The following is a 17,933-nucleotide window of genomic DNA, read 5'->3' as shown; positions in this document are numbered from 1 at the left end:
GCGGGGGCCGTGGAATTCTCTGTCATGTCTCTGGTGCGGGCGTGGTGATTTCATGGCGGAACAGTTCCAGCAGCGCGGCTCCGAACGGCGTGAGCCGCCACTTCCCAGAAGGACCCTGCACCGGTTCGCAGGCATATCCGCGCAGAACGGTCTGCGGCGGTGCCTCGAACTCGAGCTGGAGGAGGCCGTTTCCGTCGAAGGCAGAGCCGTCCTGGACCTCTTCCTTCGCGGCGATCTCAGCCAGCTCTGCTTCTAGGAGCTCGCGGTCGAGCGATTTCAGTGGAACCCTGAGGGCCTCCACTGCCTTACTGCTCTCGTGGATGACGCACGCGTCCACACGACTCGGACTGGTCTTCCCGCGCAGGGCTTCGGCCAGCCCGATGACATAGGGCTGGGCGGCCTTGTAACCCCCGGAAAGGTGGAAGACGGCTGTCGGCGCATCTGCAGCGGCGGCGCGGTCGCGCGGATCGGGGTCAATGCGATCGGCGATCCCCCTGCCGATGATGCCCAGTCCCTGCATCGCCTGCACAAAGCCGTCGCGGTCGCCGACGTCCATGCCGGGGATCCGCATGATGGCTACGCTGCGCTGGCCGCCGTAGTCGAACAGCGCGTCGGACGGTTCGGGGAAGTAGGCGATCCGGTCCAGCGCGGACTCGGTGTCTCTGTCCTGAACGCCCGCCAGGATGACCGCGTTGAACAGCGCCGCGCGGAGGCCGTCGGCAGTGTCGCTCGCGATGAGGACCGCGGCGTCGCCGTCCCTCAACTGCACCGCGTCCCCGCGCTGCCGTCGGTAGCTGGCCGCTATCGACGTCAGTTCCGCGCTGGCACCGGCGCTCCACCGCTGCCAGGGCCGGTGCCGGTCCAGAACGGCGGCCAGCTGTTTGCGCATCGCGGTGCCTGCCCGGGTGGCCTGCGTCAACTGCTCCGAAACCGCGGTGCGCGGCGCGGGGTTGCTGTCGTAGGGGAAGCTGAACAGCCCCGTCATCTCGTCCGCGTAATCCCCGTCCCTGCCCTGAGGTCCGGGGTTGAACCCCTTTTGGAAGTACATCCCGCGGCCGCTGGTGAGGTTGGTGGTGAGGCTGATCCCTACGCTCATCACGTGCAGATGGCGCTCCTGGCCTGCGCTCACGGGGTGTCCTTCCCGGCTGGCTCCAGTGAGAAGTAGCCGTAGCCCGCGGTCACCCGGCCGCCGGCGCCGATGAAGTCGCCGGCAGCGGAAAGCCACTCATAGGCCGCGTCCAGATCGCCGTCACTACTCCCGAGCAGGTCGACGCGGAGCCGTCCGCTGATGGACAGGAACGGCAGCGGCACCGGAGCATAGTGCTCGGCGGGCGAGCGTGGGTTGTTCTTCGGGGCCCTCGGGTCGGTGTCGTCGGCGTAGGGCTTCTGGTGCGGCGTGACGACGTCCCGGTGCACCTGGACGGCGCGCCGCGTTGGCGCGGGCTGCCCGCCGTCCGGCTGTCCCGTGGCAGACGGCAACGAGTCAAGAAAGATGACGCTACCTACGGCAGCCTGCACCGCTGTCTGGGGCGACGGCCCGTCCGGCTCCGCCCCCTCCGCAGCGGCGCTCTCGGACTCCGGCGGGCCCGACCGGTCAGCGCGCGGAGCGCCAAGTACCCGCTGGACCTGGTCTTCCGGGGCGCCGAGCAGTGCGGCGCCTGCCGCAGCGAGCCCTTTGACCGACGAGCCCGGCAGCATCGGCCACCCGTAGGTGCCGTGCAGGGTGATCCCGGTGTCGAGCGTGCCGAATTTCAGCCCGATACCTGTCACGAGCCGCCACTCCGGCACCAGGTCCAGTCGGCGGATGGCGTTGCCCTTCCGCCGCGTCCAGCGCCGGAGGAATGCATCCCTCCGCTGCAGCGCTCGCGCGGCGAGCTCCGGCTCCTGGCCCAGACCGGTCGCCTCCGCCCAGCGGTGCACTGGGAACGGCCCTTCCACCGGCTTCGGCGGCCCACCGTCGTCCACGTGGTGGAAGCGGCTGAGGCCGGTGCGGCGCAGCACCGTCAGTGCGTTCGCGCCGTCACCGAGCGGACGGTACTCGCTGTCGTTGCGCTGCTGCAGGGCGAGTAGCGGCTCGCCCTCGATATAGCGCTCGCCGGCCAGCCGGTCGACCTTGAGCGTGAAGCGCTGCTTCTTGTTCCGCTCCTCGGTATAGCCGTCGCGGACCAGCACCCGCAGCCGGCGGCCCAGCGGGCCGTGCGGGCCGGGCGACCCTTCGGGAGGATGGTGGCGCGGTGCGGTGCGGTCAGCGCCCTGAGGCCGGTCCCCGGGGGCTTCGGTGAAGCCCGGGATGCGCTGCGGTTCCGGTGCCTTGGCGCCTTGAGGCCCGCTACCCTTCGCCATCTCCGTCCTCCCTGCGTTCTTCGGACTCCTCGAACAGCGCTGTCGAGAGGCGGCTCAGCCACAGCGCCAGCGCGTCGACCTCGGCAGAGACCCGCGTGTAATCAATGGTCGATGCGTGGCTTAGCGAGTAGAGGAACGTCTGCTTGGCGCTCCAGGTCTGCCCTTCGGGTGGCGCTGCCTTTGCGATCAGGCCCTGCTTGTACACGTGCTCGGGAATGGTTGTGGCCAGCCGGTCATAGGCGCGCTGAACCTCGCTGCCGCGGCGTTCCGAGTCGCCAGCGTCGGAAGAGCCGCTGGAGCGGGCAGCGATCTCGGCGTAGGTTGCGGCCAGCCCGCTGCCGCGGAGCTGTGCAGGGAGGCGGCGCATCCGCATACGCAGCTCCCGGGAGACTCCGCCCTCTAGGATCTGCAGTGCCACCCGAGGCAAGATCTGGTCGATGCGTTCACCGCTGCGCACCGGCTTCATCGGCTCAGGCACGGTGCGCCTCCACCAGTCGTGCCCAGGTCAGGCCCTTGCCGAGGGTCTCATCGCCGCCGATTTGGATCGGGGCGTCGTGCAGCAGGGTGCGGACAAGCCCGTGCATCCGCGCCCGCTCTGCGGAGTCATCGCCGCGCAGCCGCAGGGTGAGGGTCGCGGCGAGCACACTCTCCGCTGGGAGATACTCGCTGGTGAACGGCCCGGCCTGCACGGTCTTGGTTCCGGGGTCCAGGCTCACCCGCACCGCCTGTTCGGTGCACTCCCGCAACAGACCGCTCATCACTGTCGGGTCGACGAGGAGCAGGTCCTCGGCGAACCGGCGCGCGAAGTAGTCCAGCGGCTCCTCAGCGTCGGCACCCTCGGCGCTGAACGAACCGCCCAGGCCGTCGGCGGCGATCGCCCGTGCCCAGTCAGCCAACCCGGGGTGGTCGGCGCCGGACTCGACGTGGACCGCGTAGGGGCCGAGAATCTGGTTCTGGTGCACCCACGCGGCGCTGAGCGAGAGGGCCTTCCCCAGCTCGGGGTTGTCGGGGGAGGCCGGGAGGTTTTGCTCCGTGCCGCGCAGCAGGTACCGGTACTTCCGGTGGAGCCGGCCGAGCGCCAGGGCCGAGGTGGCCCAGGCGAAGGTGCGCTGCAGCGTCGGCACCGGCATGGCCACGAGCTGCGCGTCGCCGACAGTCAGTGACCCCGCTGCCGTGTCGCCTGGGACATCGTCATCGCCGGACGCAGTGCCGAACACGGTGCTGACATCGGCGCTGCTGTCCCACTCGCGGCGCGCCTGTGCCCGAAGCGCGCCCTTGAGGCTCTGGCCCCACACGACCGGATAGCCGGTGCCGGCTTCGCGCTGAATGGGCAGGTCGATCCAGGAGTCGGGCTCTGGGCCGCCCGCGTGCAGCGGCGATTCCGTATACAGGTAGAGCAGGAATTCGAGGGAGTTCTTCTCGGTCACGACCACACTCCGGTGAGGATGACGCCGAACCCGGCGGTGTCCATGCGGGCACCGGCGGACGGGCCCAGCGCCCGCCCGTGATGGGCCTGCGCCCACGCCGCCGCGTCATCGTGGTTGGGGAACTGCAGGTGGTAGAGCGATCCCGGGGGCACCGCCGTGAACAGGCGCTTGCTGCTGTGGAACCGCTGATTGGTGCGGGCGGGCCGAGCGATCGCCACTGGCATCGGCCGCCCGGTTACCGCGCCGACCAACTCCGGCACGGGGCCATCGCCCACCGCTGCCAGCGGCGGACGCCATCCGCCCGGCCATACCGCGGGTGTCGCTGCGTAGACGAGTACCCGGCCGCCGGGGAACGCCGCTGGGATCCTTGGCCATTGCAGGCCGTCGGCCGGTTCGATGTCGGCCATCCGGCTCATGCCGCCGAAGCGGACGGGGCCTGCGGCGTGCGTGAGTGGCCGGTGCTTGCCGGGCGTGGGAACGATGGATGCCGCATAAGCCCAGTCTGTATCGAGGCGCAGATGGCCGGCCCGGTACAGGGCGCCGTGCCGGATGCGGCGGTTCTCGTCGATGGCGATACCCACCCGCTCCTCATGCTGCGCGGGAACTGCGCGGTGGAGGCGCCACTCCTGCGTGGAATGACCGGGCGCGGCAAGGTCGCCGTTGAGGTAGTCCTGCAGCGCGCCTTGAGAGACCGCTCCGGACACCGCCTCGGTTTCGAGCGGGGTTCCGAAGGGATCCTTAATCGTCGCGTCCGCTCCGGACCGCAGCGGCCCGGCCTCGGCCGTGAGATCGTCGACCGGCCCCAGACCGTCGGCGTCCGGCTCGGACAGCGCCATCCGGCGAACCGTCCCGGACTGGGGGTGATCGCGGTTGGCGAGCCACACGAGGTCTGCCGGAGCGGGGAAGTAGGCGGTCCAGCTGCCGTCGCCTTCCTGCCGCGCGAGCACCGGGCCGCGGACGCACGCCGGCTCGCCACCCAGCAGAGCGCCGAGTGCCCCCGCCACCGTCGACGGCCACGGGGCGACGGTTTTCGCTGCGCCGCCTTCGCCGCCGTTGAACGTGCGGCCGTCGCGGACCTGGACGGTGTCGTGCGGGTTCAGCACCGCCCACTGCTCGGCTGTGGCGCTGGTGGCTGAGTCCATGCGACTCCCTTTCTGTCACGACTTGGGGGTGGGGTCGGCACGCGTTAGCGCTTGCCAGCTCTATCCCGGGGCGGTATCTCGGGAATGGCTGCCGGTCAGCCCGACTCCTGCTGCAGGAAGTACGCGACGCGGGTCGTGTCGCTGGAGAACAGCGCTCCTTTCGGGGCGAGCTCTTCGAGAGCGGCGGTGATCCGCCGTGCCTCCGCGCGCGACGCGGCCTCTTCCGAACCCGGAGCGCCGGCTGCGGCGCCGGCCGTGGGATTCAGGTGCCTGCGCACGAGGCGGGTCACCTCGGAGCGGGCTGCCTCCGGGCCAAGACCACCGCGCCGGTCGCCGTCCGGGCCGAGGCGCTGGTGGTCGACGTAGGGCTCGAGGGCGTCGAGGTCCTGGATGATGCGCGGAGACAGCTTCTGCCCGCGCGCGGGAGCATGCGCGACAGACTGCATGCTGGGGAGCGACTCCCAACCCACTGCGCACGACGCCTGCGTACCGCTCCCGCGGCTGTAGCCGATACCGATGGTGTCCTTGCTTGCGCGGTTCGCCTTGGCGCTGTCAAGCAGGGCGCGGGAATCCTGCAGTGCAGTGGCGAGCGCAGAGTCGTGCGGGAAGAACATCAGGCCGGCGCTTGCCGAGGGGAGCGACCCCGTGAAATCAGCGACGGCCTTCCGGCAGGCGATCGCCGCGGTCAGCGCCGTGCTGGCCGGTAGCAGGGCGAGGAGATCGTCGCCACCGGCGTAGACGACCAGGCCGTTATGCTCCCGGATCGCGTCCTTCTGCTTCCCGGCCAGTTCGGTGAGCAAGCCGGAGGTCGCGGAGTGGGCTTCCGGCGAGATCTCCAGAGCAGAGCCATCCTGCGCGGTCCCGGTTCCCGAAAGGAAGCGCCCCATCGAGTCGAGGTCCAGGTGGAGTACGGCGAGGTAGCGCGAGAGCGGGGGAGCGCCGCAGCGCGCCAGCACGGTGGCGATCTCCTTTGCTGCTGCTGAGCCCTGGTGGACCTCGACTTCGTGCGGACGCGGAGCACCGGGGCCGTCCCTGAGCTCTGCGACCTGCTGGGGAGAGAGGAATTCGCGGCCGAGGGCATCGATATTCCACGTTTCCGGGTAGACCCAGATCCCGCGAGCCCGGAACCAGTTGAGGGCCGATGTGTCCGGGTCATCGCGGGCAGGCTCAGCGAGCCAGCGTAGAGGCGCTTCAGTTCCCTGTTCGGGGTGGTTGTTGGGGCTGTCTGCCAGCGAGCTGATGCTCTCCTCAAGATCGCGCACGGCTTTGCGCACCGCCTCAGCATCGCTGGCACTGCCCTCCAGCCCCAGAGCGATACGCAGCGCGGCATTCCGGTACGGGGCCGACGAGATCGCGTTCGTTGAGGGGAAGCGTTCGGAGTCGGCGTTGGGGTTCCACTGGACCAGGTGCCACAGCCGCTTCACCCAGTTCACCGGAGCCAGCTGGACGTCGGCCATGTGCTTGGGCGCCATCTTCGGTGGCTGGGAGAGCGCACGCCAGCGCGGCGAGAGCATGCAGAGCTCGCCCGGCTCGCTGCCGTCGCGCTGCGGGAAGTCCCCGATGCGCTTGCGCTCCTGCAAGCGGCCATGGGCGAGCTCCCACTGCTCCCGGTAGGAGCGGCCGGTGCTGCCCGGAACACTACACCCACCGCACGGCCGGCCAGTCCGCCGGGAGGAGCTGTTTCGCGTTGGCACCCAGAATGCGTGCCGCGCAGTCAACCCAGAAGGAAAGGGCTTCGGACTTGGCGGCCTTCGCCCACTCCGTTCCCTGGCCCGCCGGAACAAGGGCGGAGATCCGATTCGGTATACCGTCAGCAATTCCGGCGGCCACGGCAACCGGTTCGGGAATTGAGCCGCCTGGGAAGATGACCTCGCCGGCAGCCTCAAGAGCGCTCGCCGGAGCGGCGCCATCGGACTCGGGGCCGGACTGAGAGGGCGGTCCGTCCCGCAGGACCTGGGCCGCGCGGGCTGCCAGGGTGGCGATAATGACGCTGGCCGAGCGCAGGTCAGTCGTGCTCCGCGACTCTTCGATGAAGGTCTGGGGCCCGGAAACGGTCAGGACGACGAGGTCCCGATCAGACATTGCACTCCGATCCGCAGGGGGTGCCCGCGTTTCGCCAGCCGGGCGGGGCAGCGGCGGAAACGGGTGTTCGACTGGCAATCGATGGTGAGCGTAGCAAAACGTGACGGTATCCGCCCACGGGACGGAGGAGGTGGTATTAGGGAAAAGAGAATCCGCTCCGCAGAAAGGAGGCGGGAGCGATTTCCGGCTGATCTGTACCGCTGCTCGCGCTTCGGCCGGTGCGCAGACTGTCCCTTTCCGGACATCCGGGGCCCGTTCCGCGGTGCGGTCTCAGAGCTGCCCGCCGCCGCCCCGGCCCTGGTCCGGCAGGGCGTCGGGCTGCCCGCCCGTCGGCCGCGCCCGCAGGTGGGCCCGTTCTCCCTGGCGCCCGAAGAGGCCGAGGTACTCCACCGGGGTGGAGTCTGCGGCGGCGAACCAGTGGGGGGTGCGGGTGTCGAATTCGGCTGCTTCGCCCGGGGAGAGGGTCAGGTCGTGGTCGCCGAGGACGAGGCGGAGGCGGCCGTTGAGGACGTAGAGCCACTCGTAGCCCTCGTGGCTGCGCGGGTCGGGCTCCTGGACGCCGGCGGGCGGCAGCACGATCTTGTAGGCCTGCGGGGCGCCGGGCATGCCCGGTTGGCCGCCGGCGCCGCGGGTCAGTGGAATCATCGTCATCCCATTGCGCTGAACCGGGCGCAGGTGGACGCGGGGGTCGCCGGTCGGCGGCGCGCCGACGAGCTCGTCCAGGGTCATGCCGTGCGCGCGGGCGAGCGGGAGCAGGAGCTCCAGTGCGGGGCGGCGGGCGCCCGACTCCAGGCGGGATAGGGTGCTCACCGAAATCCCCGTCTCCTCGGACAGTTCGGCCAGCGTCGCCTGCCGCCGCTTGCGCAGCGACCGCAGACGCGGGCCGACGGCGGCGAGCGCCTGCTCCGTGCCGCTGCCCGGCCCGTCACCGTCCCCACCTGCGTTCATGTCCCCAGCGTGCCACGTGGCGCTGGGCCGGTGCAGCGCACCGGCCGCTCCGAGTGGGGGGCGGGGGCCCGGCCGGTGATTCCGGCCGGGGCGCGCCCGCGATCCGGTCCGCAGCCGCGGGGGAGGTCCGGATGTCCGAGGGCGGCCACCTCCGACAGGAACCGGCCACCCGGGTGAGCACACTCGGCCGGCGTGGCAGGCGTCCCATTCCCGGGGGCGGTTGCGCGCGCTGGGAAACCGGTGGGGCAGGCGCGTGCTGCTGGGGGCGGCGGTATCGCGGGAGCCCGCCGGCTTGACGCCTCCTCGTGCATACTGGCCGCAGGCGAGTGGAGCGGAATGGAATTCGAGATCTTTGGACGCATGGGCGTCCGGCAGAACGGCCGCGAAGCGGCCTTGTCGGGCCGGCTCCAGCGTGTCCTCCTCGGCGCGCTCCTCGCCCGTGCCAACACGGCGGTCACGGCCGACGCGCTGGCCGACGCCATGTGGGGTGAGGACGCCGCCGACCGCGCCGCTTCGCGCCTGCACGTCCACGTGCACCGCCTGCGGCGGGCCCTGCCGCAACCCGACCGGCTGATCTCCGAACCCGGCGGCTACCGCCTGACCGTCCTGCCCGGTGAACTCGACGCCGAGCGGTTCGAGACACTCGCCGCCGAAGGGGCCGAGGCGCGCGCGAACGACCCGCACACCGCCGCCGAGCTGATCCGCAAGGCCCTCGCACTGTGGACGGGGGAGCCGTTCGCCGGCCTGGACTGCGCGCTGGTCGGCGCCGAGGCGCACCGGCTCTCCGAGCGCCGCCTCGCCGCGCTCGAGGCGCTCTACACCGCCGAGCTCGCCTGCGGCCGGCACGCCGCGGTCGCCGCGGAGCTCGCCGCGCACGTGCGCCGGCACCCGCTGCACGAGCGGCTGTCGGCGCTGCTGATGATCGCGCTCGCGCGCAGCGGCCAGCAGAGCCGCGCACTGGCCGCCTACCAGGCGGCCCGCCGCGCGCTCATCGACGAACTCGGGCAGGAGCCCGGCCCCGAGCTGCGGCGGATCGAGCGGACCGTGCTCGCCGGCGAGGAAGTCGACGACGCGGCCGCCGTGGCGCCGCAGGTGCCCGCGCAGCTGCCCGCCGACATCCGCGGCTTCACCGGCCGCGACGGCGAACTCGGCGCCCTCCGCCAGCTGCTCGACGACCGGGGCGCCCCGGTCGCCCTCATCTCCGGCGGTGGCGGCGTCGGCAAGACGGCGCTGGCCGTCCGCTGGGCGCACCGGGCCGCCGGGCAGTTCCCGGACGGCCAGCTCTACGTCGACCTGCGCGGCTTCGGCCCCGATCCGGCCGTCCCGCCGGAGGACGCCCTGGCAGGGCTGCTCCGCGGGCTCGGCGTCGACAGCGCTGCGATCCCGTCCGGTCTCGCCGAGCGCGCCGCCCGCTTCCGCACCCTGGTCGCGGGCCGCCGCATGCTCGTGCTCCTCGACAACGCGGCGACCGCCGAGCAGGTGCGCCCGCTGCTCCCCGGCGGCTCTACCGCCCGCACCCTGGTCACCAGCCGCGCGGCGCTGCCGGGCCTGGTGGCCAGGGACGGCGCCGCGCGCTTCCCGCTGGACCGCCTCGCGCCGCACGCCGCACTCGAACTGCTGGCGGCGTTCGCCGGCGACCGCGTCCGCGACGAGCCCGATGCGGCGGCCGAGCTCGTCCGCCGCTGCTCCCATCTGCCGCTGGCCGTGCGGGTCGCCGCCGAACTGGTCAACGCCCGCCCGCGCCGGCCGCTGTCCGCGTTCGCGGCGGAGCTCGCCGACGAGCAGCACGCCCTGGACGCGCTCGACGCCGGCGGCGATGCGGCCACCTCGGTCCGCTCCGTCCTCTCCTGGTCCTACCGCGAGCTGCCGAGCGCGGAGGCGCGCACCTTCCGCCTCCTCGGCCTGCTTCCCGGCCACGACGCCGACGTGCCCGCTATCGCCGCGCTCACCGGCGACGGCCGCGCCGCGACTGCGCGCCGCCTCGCCGCGCTGGAGCGCGCCAGCCTGGCCGACGAGGTCGGCGACGGGCGGTACGCGCTGCACGACTTGCTGCGCGCCTACGCCCGCGACCGCGCGGCGGAGACCGAGTCCGCAGCAGAGCGCGCCGCAGCCCTCACTCGGCTGCACCGGCACGCCGTCGAATCGGCGGCCGCCGCGGCCGGCGCCGCGCATGGCGCCCTTGACCTTCCCGGCGGGATGGTGATCGGCGCCGATTCCGGCGGCCGCTCCTTCGCGACACCCGCAGACGCCCTGCGCTGGCTCGACGCGGAGCGCCCCAACCTGGCCGGCGCGGCCCGCAGCGCCGCGGCCGCGGGGGAGTGGCGCACGGCGGTCGAACTCGCCTGCGTCCTGCGCCGCTATCTCAGCCTCGGCGGACACCACGACGACGCGCTGGAGGTCTACGCCGCCGCACTGGAGGCGGCCCAGCAGCTGGGCGATCCCTTCCTGGTGGCGACCGGGCAGCGCTGCATCGGCTCGGTCCACCGCCGCCTGGGCCACCTCGATCTCGCGCTCGACTACATGCGGCGCTCCTACTCCGGTTTCGGCGAGGTCGGCTGCGACCGCGACCAGCGGATCCAGCTCATCCAGCTCGGGGTGCTGGCGATCTTCCGCGGCCGCTACAGCGAGGCCGAGGAGAGCCTCGCCGAGATCCTGGCCGCCTCCGGAGGCGAGGCGCTGGAGGAGCACATCCCGGCGCACGCCTATCTGGGCCAGCTGCTGTACCTCAAGGGCGATCTTGAGCGGGCGCTGCACCACTCCCGCTCCGCGGTCGAGCTCGCCGGCCGCGGAAACCCGCGGCAGCGCATCGACGGAGAGGCGGTCACCGGCTGGGTCTTCGTCGGGATGGGCCGGCACGGCGAGGCGGTGGACCAGCTGGAGCGGGCGCGGTCGATGGCCCAGCAGGCCCGCAACCGGTTCATCGAGGCCTACGTCCACCCGCTGGCGCACGCCTACTGGGGCGCGGGCCAGCAGGAGGCGGCGGTCGACGCGGCGGAGTCGTGCCTGGCCGTGGCGATCAGCGGCAACGAGCGGCTGGTCGAGCCCAGCGCGCGCAACACGCTCGGCGAGATCCGGCTGCGCTCGGGAGACCCGGAGGCAGCACTGGCGCAGCACCGCACCGCCGCCAGGCTGGCCTCGGGGATCGGCATCCGCTACTGCTTTGCGCAGGCCAACGCAGGCATCGGTGACGCCCTGGCCGAGCTCGGCGACCTCGACTCCGCCCGCAGCCACTGGCGCATCGGCGCCGACGTCTTCCGCGGCATCGGTGCCTCGGCCGCTGACGCGGTCGAGGCCCGGCTCAGCGCCTCGTCCCCCGCCGGCCCCGCGGCCGGCGCTCCGCTGGGGGCCGGGTTCGGCGACTGAGCCCCGAAGCCGGCCGCGGCCTTCGGCGAGCGGTTCCGCCTGCAGGCCTGCCCGGGCCGCAGCGGCCGATTCGGGACCGGGCCCAGCCGCAGCCGCGGGGCCCGCGACGTCCGCGGTCGAGGCACACGCCACGCGGCCGTGGCGCCGTGGGCCCGCGTCCGGCGCCACTCGGGAAGTGGGGGCCGGCCGGCGGAACGGGGCCGGGGCTGCGCCCGCCGCGCTCGGGCCGGGGCGGTGCTCTGCCGGCGCCTCCTCCCGCTCATCCGGTTCCGCTGCGGCCGCCGCCCGGGAGCGGCCGCAGCGACGGACCGCAGCCCCGGTCGGCGGCCCGCCCGGGGCTGCGCCGGCCGACGGCCCGGCCGGTCAGCGGGGCCCTGCTCCGTCAGCGGAGAGCAGCGCCCGCTGCAGGATCTGGGCGAGGTGCAGGCCGTCTTCGCCCGCCTCCTCGGCGAGCTGGGTGCGGCAGGAGAAGCCGTCGGCGAGCACCAGGTCGCCGTCGTCGCGGTTGCGGACCGCGGGCAGCAGTTCCCGCTCGGCCAGAGTGCGGGACAGCTCCGCGTGGCCGTCCTCGAACCCCCAGTTCCCCGCCAGACCGCAGCAGCCGGTCGCGATCGCCCGCTCGGAGACGCCGAGCGCCGCCAGTACGGCGCGCGAGGCAGCGCTGTTCTCCTGCGAACGCTCGTGGCAGTGCACCTGGTGCACCGCGCCGGTGTCCAGCGTGGTGAAGGGCCACTCCTCGGGCCGGCCGGTCCGGTCCGGCAGGTGCCGCGCCACGATGCCGGCCAGCGAGACGACCGCGCCCTGCAGCCGCTCGGCGCGGGGATCGCCGGGCAGGAGCTCGCTGAGCTCGTGGCCGAGCATCACCCGGCAGGACGGCTCCAGCGCCACCACCGGCAGGCCGTCGAACGGCTCCATCGCGTCCAGTGTGCGCGCCAGCACCGAGCGCACCATGCCCAGCTGGCCGGTGGAGTGCCAGGTCAGACCGCAGCACACCGGTGCTGAGGGCACCACCACCCGGTAGCCCAGGGCCTCCAGGACCTCGATGGCGGCGGTGCCCGGCTCGGTCTTCAGATGGTTGGTGAAGGAGTCGGGCCAGAGCACGACCACCGGACGGCCGTCCCCGTCTGCCGCCTCGGGCGCGCGGCGCGCGGTGCGGTCCTTCGCGCGCGACTGCAGCGACCGCGGCGCGAACGTGATCATGCCGCGGCTCCGGTCGATACCGGCCAGGCGCTTGGTGAGGGCCGCCACACCCGGCACCCGCATCACCGTGTTGACCAGCGAGGCCGCGCCGGGAACCGCGTGCAGCAGCCGGGTGGCCAGGGGCAGCCACCCCATCGAGTAGTGCGCCGCCGGGCGGATGCGGCCCTCGTAGTGCCGGTACAGGAACTCCGACTTGTAGGTGGCCATGTCGACGTTGACCGGGCACTCCGAGGCGCACGCCTTGCACGACAGGCACAGGTCGAGCGCCTCGCGCACCTCCTCGGAGCGGTAGCCGTCTGCCACCGACTCGCCGCGCAGCATCTCCGACAGCAGCCGCGCCCGGCCGCGCGTCGAGTGCACCTCGTCCCCGGTGGCCTGGAAGGACGGGCACATCGCACCCTCCTGCGACCGGCAGGCGCCCACCCCGACGCACCGGTTCACCGCGTCGGCCAGGGATCCGCCGTCCCGGGACAGGGCGTGCACCGGCGCCAGCTCCAGCGCGCGCCGGCCGGGTCCGGGGCGCAGCCGGTCGTCGAGCGGCTCGGGGTCCACCAGCACACCCGGGTTGAACACCCCGGCCGGGTCGAACACCGCCTTGAAGCCGCGGAACAGGTCCAGCATCTCTGCGCTGTACATCCGGGACAGCAGCTCGGAGCGGGCGCGGCCGTCGCCGTGCTCGCCGGAGAGCGATCCGCCGTGCGCGCAGACCAGGTCGGCGGCCTCCTGCATGAAGCGGCGGAACCCGGCCACCCCCTCCTCACTGCCCGGGTCGAGGGAGACGCGCAGGTGGACGCAGCCCTCGCCGAAGTGGCCGAACGGGGTGCCGCGCACCCCGTGCCGGTCCATCAGGGCATACAGGTCGCGCAGGTAGTCGGCGAGGTTCTCCGCGGGAACGGCGGAGTCCTCCCAGCCCGGCCACGCCGCGCCGCCGTCGGGCAGCCGGGTCGCGATGCCGGCGCCGGCCTCCCGGATCCGCCACAGGGCGCGGGCCTCGGCCGGATCGGTGACGACGGCCGTGCCGACGGTGCCCTCCGCTGCGGCGGCCAACCGCCCGGCGACCGCGGCCGCCTCCGCCTCGGTCCCGCCGGTCGTCTCGCAGTACAGCCAGCCGCCCGCGGTGCCGGCTCCGGGAAGCGCCTCGCCGGCGGTGGCGCTGCCCGGACGGGTGCGCAGGGCAGCCAGCAGGTCGCCGCCCATGCCCTCGATCGTGGCGACGCCGGGCTGGCGCAGCCGGGGCGCCGCCGCAGCGGCGTCGAACACGGTGGGGAAGGCCAGGACCGCCAGCGCGGTCGCCGCGGGCCGCTCGACCAGGCGGACCGTCAGCTCGGTGATGATGCCGAGCGTGCCCTCGGAGCCGGCGGCCGCCTTCGCAACGTCGAAGCCGTTCTCCGGCAGCAGGTAGTGCAGTCCGTAGCCGGAGACTTGCCGGGGGAACCGGCCCAGTTCGGTGCGGAGCGGCGCCAGCGCGCCGTCGCGCAGCCGGCGCAGGCCCTCCTCGATCACCGGGTCGCTGGCACCGCCCGCCTCCAGCACCACCTCGCGCCCGTCGGCGAGCATGAGGGTCACCGACACCAGATTCGAGGCCGATGTCCCCCACGCCACCGAGTGCGAGCCGCACGCGTTGTTGGCGACCATGCCGCCCACGGTGCACCGGGAGTGCGTGGACGGATCGGGGCCGTAGGTCAGGCCGTGCGGCGCGGCGGCCTCGCGCAGCCGGTCGCACACCACCCCCGGCTGGATCCGCGCCGTCCGCGCCTCCGGGTCGATGGCGAGGATGCGGTTCATCCGCCGCGAGGTGTCGATGACCAGGCCCTCGCCGATCGCGTTGCCGGCGACCGAGGTGCCGCCGCCGCGCCCGACCACCGGCCACCCCTCGGCCTCGGCCAGCGCGATGCCGGCGCGCACGTCCGCGGCGTCCGCCGGCTCCAGCACGGCCGCCGGCAGCCGGCGGTAGACCGAGGCGTCGGAGACATAGGCGGCGCGCGTGGTCAGATCCCGCCGCAGCCGGTCGCCGAGCCCCGCCGCAGCGCTGATGCCCCGCGCTGCGCCGGCGGGTCCGCCCGCGCCGGATCCGGAGACGTGGTCGGGTGGGCTGGCTGTCGGCATCGCCGATCCCCTTCCGTTGTGAACGCCGCACCGTGCGGCGGGAATGTGCGCTGAAGAGCCGCGGCGGGCGCGCAGGCCTGCCGCGGCTGAGACGAAGGGGGGTGGAGTCGAGCTAGCCGGGGGCGGTTTGGACGTGCCGGGGCGACGCGCAGCAGGACAGGCGTTCACCGAAACGCCCGAGGGTGTGTTGGGTGGGTGGCGTTCGTCGCGAGCGGGACAGGTGTCCACCCAACACGCCCTAGTCGTCCTCGGATGCGGCGGCTCCGCTGAATCGGCTGGTGTACTGCAGCGCGAACGCAGCGGATGCGCAGATCGCGGCGCAGGTGAACGCCGCCTCGGACGGAAGCCCGGCAAGCGCCTCCACCCAGGCGGGCTGGAAGGCGGCGACGCCGGCGAACTGGCCGGCCATCACGATCGTGCCGAGGCCGAGGAACAGCGCCAGGCTGGCCCAGAACACGGTCCAGGCGGTGGCGGTGAGGATTCTCTTCACGTTCTGCACGGGGATCACTTCTCCCGAAGGCGACAGGGGCGGAGCGGGACAGGGGCGGACGCGGTCAGGCCGGGATCGGGATCCAGCCCATCCCGATCGCCCACGCGATCGCGATCACCGGGAAGACGAACCAGAGCAGCAGCGGGACGAACATCTTCTGCGGCTTGGCATCGGCGTAGGCGGCGGCCATGTAGAGCGGCGCACCGATGGGCGGCGAGGCGCCCTCGGTGGAGGTGCAGATCAGCACGGTGACGATCGCGACGACCGGGTCGACGCCGACCGAGGTGAGCGCGAACATCGACGGTGCGCCGATGGCGGCGGCGGTGGCGGTGGAGGAGAGCGGCGTCGCCACGATGACGGCGATGACGCAGACCAGCAGGATGAGCAGTGCGGCGGGGACGTCCAGCGACTGCATGACACCGCCCAGCTGCGGCCCCAGGCCCAGCTCCTCCATCACGTTGGAGGCGGACAGCGCCGCGAAGAGCGAGATGCCGACGGTGGCGAAGTTGGGGATGCTGCTGACGATCGCCTCGCGCAGCTGCGCCGCGGACGGCATCCGGCGGATGCCCTCCAGCAGGGCCAGCGCGATGATCATCAGCGGGATCCACACGATGATCGAGATGCTCTCGGTGCTGGCGCCCATCCGGCCGGGCTGGGCGAGCCAGTCGTTGATCGGGCCGAAGGTGACCGCGACCGGGATGAGCACGCCGAGGAAGATGGCGGTCGAGGTCCAGTTCTCCCGCAGCGTCGCGCCGATCGGGAGGCGCTCGCTGGCCGGCAGCGGCATGCTGTCGGAGCCGCGCGACCAGAGCCAGACGACGATGAGCCGGTAGAGCACGCACCACAGGCCCGCGACGAGCAGTGCGACGTAGACGCTCCCGGTGGAGATGCCGGCTGCCGCGGGGGAGGCGAGCAGGATGAACATCGTGGAGTTGGGCGGCAGCGCGACGCCGAGGCCCGAGTTGCCGGCGACCAGGGTGGCCGACTTCTCCGGGCTCCAGCCGTTCCGCTTCATCCACGGGATGGTGACCGAGCCGACGGTTGCGGTGTTGCCCGCGGTGGAGCCCGCGACCATGCCGACCAGTCCCGAGCCCAGCGTGGACACGTAGGCGGGGCCGCCGCGCACGCGTCCGAAGAGCGAGTTGAGGATGCCGATCAGCCGCTCGATCAGGCCGGTCGCCGAAACGATCGCGCCCATGAAGACGAACGCCATGCCGGCGAAGATCACGTCGGTGGAGTACGCGGCCTCGGCCACTCCGTTGACGAGCAGTGCGGGTGCGTCGGTACCGCCCATGAGGGCGGCCACGACGAGGCCCGCGACGAGCGCCTCCGCGATCGGCCGCTTCAGGACCGTGTTGACGGCGACGGTGACGCCGATGAAGGCGACCAGACTGACGATGCCCACGCCGACAGTCCTCCTGTCAGTTCCTGTGAAAGGGGTGCGAGTGGCTCCTGTGAACCACTTCACAGGGAAGGTAACATGTTACATGTTGTAGAAGAAACCGGACACATCCAGCGCCGGCCGTGTAGCCCCGGACCTGCGGCAGAACCTCCCGTGCCGCAGCCGATCCCGGCCGCCGGCACCGATTTCGGTATGGGAGGATGGCGACGTGAACGCCCCCTGGACCGCCCCCACCCTGACGACTCAGGTGATGGAGCATGTCCGGCGCGCGGTGGTCGCCCAGACCATGCTCCCCGGCGAGCTCTACAGCGTGCACCGCCTCTCCGAGGAGCTGGGGATCTCCCGCTCGCCCGTCCGCGACGGCCTGCTCCGCCTGGAAGAGGCCGGGCTGGTCCGGTTCGAGCGCAATCGCGGCTTCCGTGTAGTGCCCACCCGGCCGGAGGACGTCGCCGAGATCTTCGCGATCCGGCTGGCCCTGGAGGTGCCGGCGGCCCGCCGCGCCGCCCGCTACGCCGGTGCCGCGACCCCGGACCGCCTCGCCGAACAGGACGCCGCAATGCGCGACGCAGCCGGCCGCGGCGACGAGGACGCGTTCTTCGACCACGACCAGCGGCTCCACGAAGAGGTCATGCTGGCCGGCCGGACCCGCCGTGCCGCAGAGACGGTGGCCCGGCTCCGCGTGCACACCCGGATCCTCGGCGCGTCAACGGCTGCCGACGAGTCCCGCACCTTCGACGACATCCGCACCGAACACGCGCCCGTCCTCGCCGCCATCACCGCGGGCGACCCCGAAGCCGCCGGCGCCGCCATGGCCGCCCACCTCCGCTCGACCGGCCGCCTCCTGGTCGCCCAGGCGTGCCGACTGCAGAACACCGACCGCACTCCGGACGCCATCTGGGACGAGGTCACCCAGGACTTCTGACGGCCCTCTGCCGGGCAACGCAGAGCGGACGCCGCCGAGTCGGCGCGCAACGGCGCCCCTGCTGGTTGCGCACGGCATCCGCCGTCCGCGCACCCCGTACCGCAGTCGCGCCGTGCCTTCCTGCGCCTGCCGCGCCCGGCCGACTCCTTCTGCGAGGGAGGGCCCGGCGGTGTGCGCGTTCGCTTCTCGGCTGCCCTGGCTGCCGAAGCGCCGCTGCGTCGTCCAGGAGCTGCGCGCCGGGCGTGCAGGGGTCGCGAGCGCGGGGCCGGAAATCCGCCGGGCATGCGGCCGCGGCAGGTCCGCCAAGCCGGCCGGCGGCTGAACCGGCGGGGGCCGCTCGTTCACGGTCCCGGCATGGCAACGTACTCGGCACCGCCGCCCTCGGAGCGGCGGTCGGGATGGAGTCCCAGAAGGCTCGGCCGTCGGGCTCTGGCGGCGCCGGGGCCGGCGCCCTGGCGCTGCGGGCGGGCATCGGCCGCTGCCGCCTCGATCCCCGCCGCTGCGCCCG

General features: G+C 73.0%; 13 protein-coding genes. 2 read left to right on the top strand and 11 right to left on the bottom strand.

Annotated elements, in window-relative coordinates; genetic code table 11:
• Positions 1-22 precede the first annotated feature (22 nt).
• The 8 genes from ACYVGT_RS07790 to ACYVGT_RS07755 all read right to left on the bottom strand — a co-directional run bounded on the left by ACYVGT_RS07790 (position 23) and on the right by ACYVGT_RS07755 (position 7,942).
• The gene (locus tag ACYVGT_RS07790; protein WP_460855763.1) at positions 23-1,129 is read right to left on the bottom strand and encodes a hypothetical protein; all 1,107 of its coding nucleotides are present in this window, start codon (positions 1,127-1,129) and stop codon (positions 23-25) included.
• Positions 1,126-2,343 carry a type III-B CRISPR module RAMP protein Cmr6 gene (gene cmr6, locus ACYVGT_RS07785; RefSeq protein WP_460855762.1) on the bottom strand — a complete coding sequence of 406 codons (1,218 nt, stop codon included), beginning with the start codon at positions 2,341-2,343 and terminating at the stop codon, positions 1,126-1,128. Before cmr6 ends, ACYVGT_RS07790 begins: the two co-directional genes overlap by 4 nt.
• The gene (locus ACYVGT_RS07780) at positions 2,330-2,821 is read right to left on the bottom strand and encodes a type III-B CRISPR module-associated protein Cmr5 (RefSeq protein WP_460855761.1); all 492 of its coding nucleotides are present in this window, start codon (positions 2,819-2,821) and stop codon (positions 2,330-2,332) included. Before ACYVGT_RS07780 ends, cmr6 begins: the two co-directional genes overlap by 14 nt.
• Positions 2,814-3,770: a type III-B CRISPR module RAMP protein Cmr4 gene (gene cmr4, locus ACYVGT_RS07775; protein WP_460855760.1), complete on the bottom strand. Its 957-nt coding sequence runs from the start codon at positions 3,768-3,770 to the stop codon at positions 2,814-2,816. Before cmr4 ends, ACYVGT_RS07780 begins: the two co-directional genes overlap by 8 nt.
• A complete protein-coding gene (locus tag ACYVGT_RS07770) occupies positions 3,767-4,912 on the bottom strand; it encodes a type III-B CRISPR module-associated Cmr3 family protein (protein WP_460855759.1) in 1,146 nt (381 codons plus the stop codon). Before ACYVGT_RS07770 ends, cmr4 begins: the two co-directional genes overlap by 4 nt.
• A 95-nt stretch (positions 4,913-5,007) precedes the next feature.
• Positions 5,008-6,492, bottom strand: coding sequence for a type III-B CRISPR-associated protein Cas10/Cmr2 (gene cas10, locus ACYVGT_RS07765; RefSeq protein WP_460855758.1), 1,485 nt, complete (start codon positions 6,490-6,492; stop codon positions 5,008-5,010).
• A gap of 58 nt (positions 6,493-6,550) precedes the next feature.
• Positions 6,551-6,994, bottom strand: a complete 444-nt coding sequence (locus tag ACYVGT_RS07760) for a type III-B CRISPR-associated protein Cas10/Cmr2 (RefSeq protein ID WP_460855757.1) — start codon at positions 6,992-6,994, stop codon at positions 6,551-6,553.
• Between the two features lie 270 nt (positions 6,995-7,264).
• Positions 7,265-7,942, bottom strand: coding sequence for a helix-turn-helix domain-containing protein (locus ACYVGT_RS07755; protein WP_460855756.1), 678 nt, complete (start codon positions 7,940-7,942; stop codon positions 7,265-7,267).
• 336 nt (positions 7,943-8,278) lie between these two features.
• Here ACYVGT_RS07755 and ACYVGT_RS07750 point away from each other — a divergent pair, with 336 nt between their 5' ends.
• Entirely contained in the window at positions 8,279-11,305 is a 3,027-nt protein-coding gene (locus ACYVGT_RS07750) for an AfsR/SARP family transcriptional regulator (RefSeq protein ID WP_460855755.1), read from the top strand.
• A 363-nt stretch (positions 11,306-11,668) separates the two neighbouring features.
• Here ACYVGT_RS07750 and ACYVGT_RS07745 read toward each other — a convergent pair whose 3' ends face one another.
• The 3 genes from ACYVGT_RS07745 to ACYVGT_RS07735 form a co-directional block, all read right to left on the bottom strand.
• On the bottom strand, positions 11,669-14,611 hold the full coding sequence (locus ACYVGT_RS07745) for an FAD-binding and (Fe-S)-binding domain-containing protein (protein WP_460855754.1): 2,943 nt from the start codon (positions 14,609-14,611) through the stop codon (positions 11,669-11,671).
• Positions 14,612-14,849: 238 nt separating this feature from the next.
• Positions 14,850-15,110: a hypothetical protein gene (locus ACYVGT_RS07740; RefSeq protein ID WP_460855753.1), complete on the bottom strand. Its 261-nt coding sequence runs from the start codon at positions 15,108-15,110 to the stop codon at positions 14,850-14,852.
• Positions 15,111-15,165: 55 nt separating this feature from the next.
• Positions 15,166-16,506 carry a TRAP transporter large permease subunit gene (locus tag ACYVGT_RS07735; RefSeq protein WP_460855752.1) on the bottom strand — a complete coding sequence of 447 codons (1,341 nt, stop codon included), beginning with the start codon at positions 16,504-16,506 and terminating at the stop codon, positions 15,166-15,168.
• A gap of 205 nt (positions 16,507-16,711) precedes the next feature.
• Here ACYVGT_RS07735 and ACYVGT_RS07730 point away from each other — a divergent pair, with 205 nt between their 5' ends.
• Complete coding sequence (locus tag ACYVGT_RS07730) at positions 16,712-17,425, top strand: GntR family transcriptional regulator (RefSeq protein WP_460855751.1); 714 nt, start codon at positions 16,712-16,714, stop codon at positions 17,423-17,425.
• Positions 17,426-17,933: the final 508 nt, after the last annotated feature.

The sequence above is a fragment of the Nocardiopsis coralliicola genome (assembly GCF_054779695.1).
The sequence above is the reverse complement of the archived record's forward strand: the minus strand, read 5'-3'. Positions and strand labels throughout refer to the sequence as shown.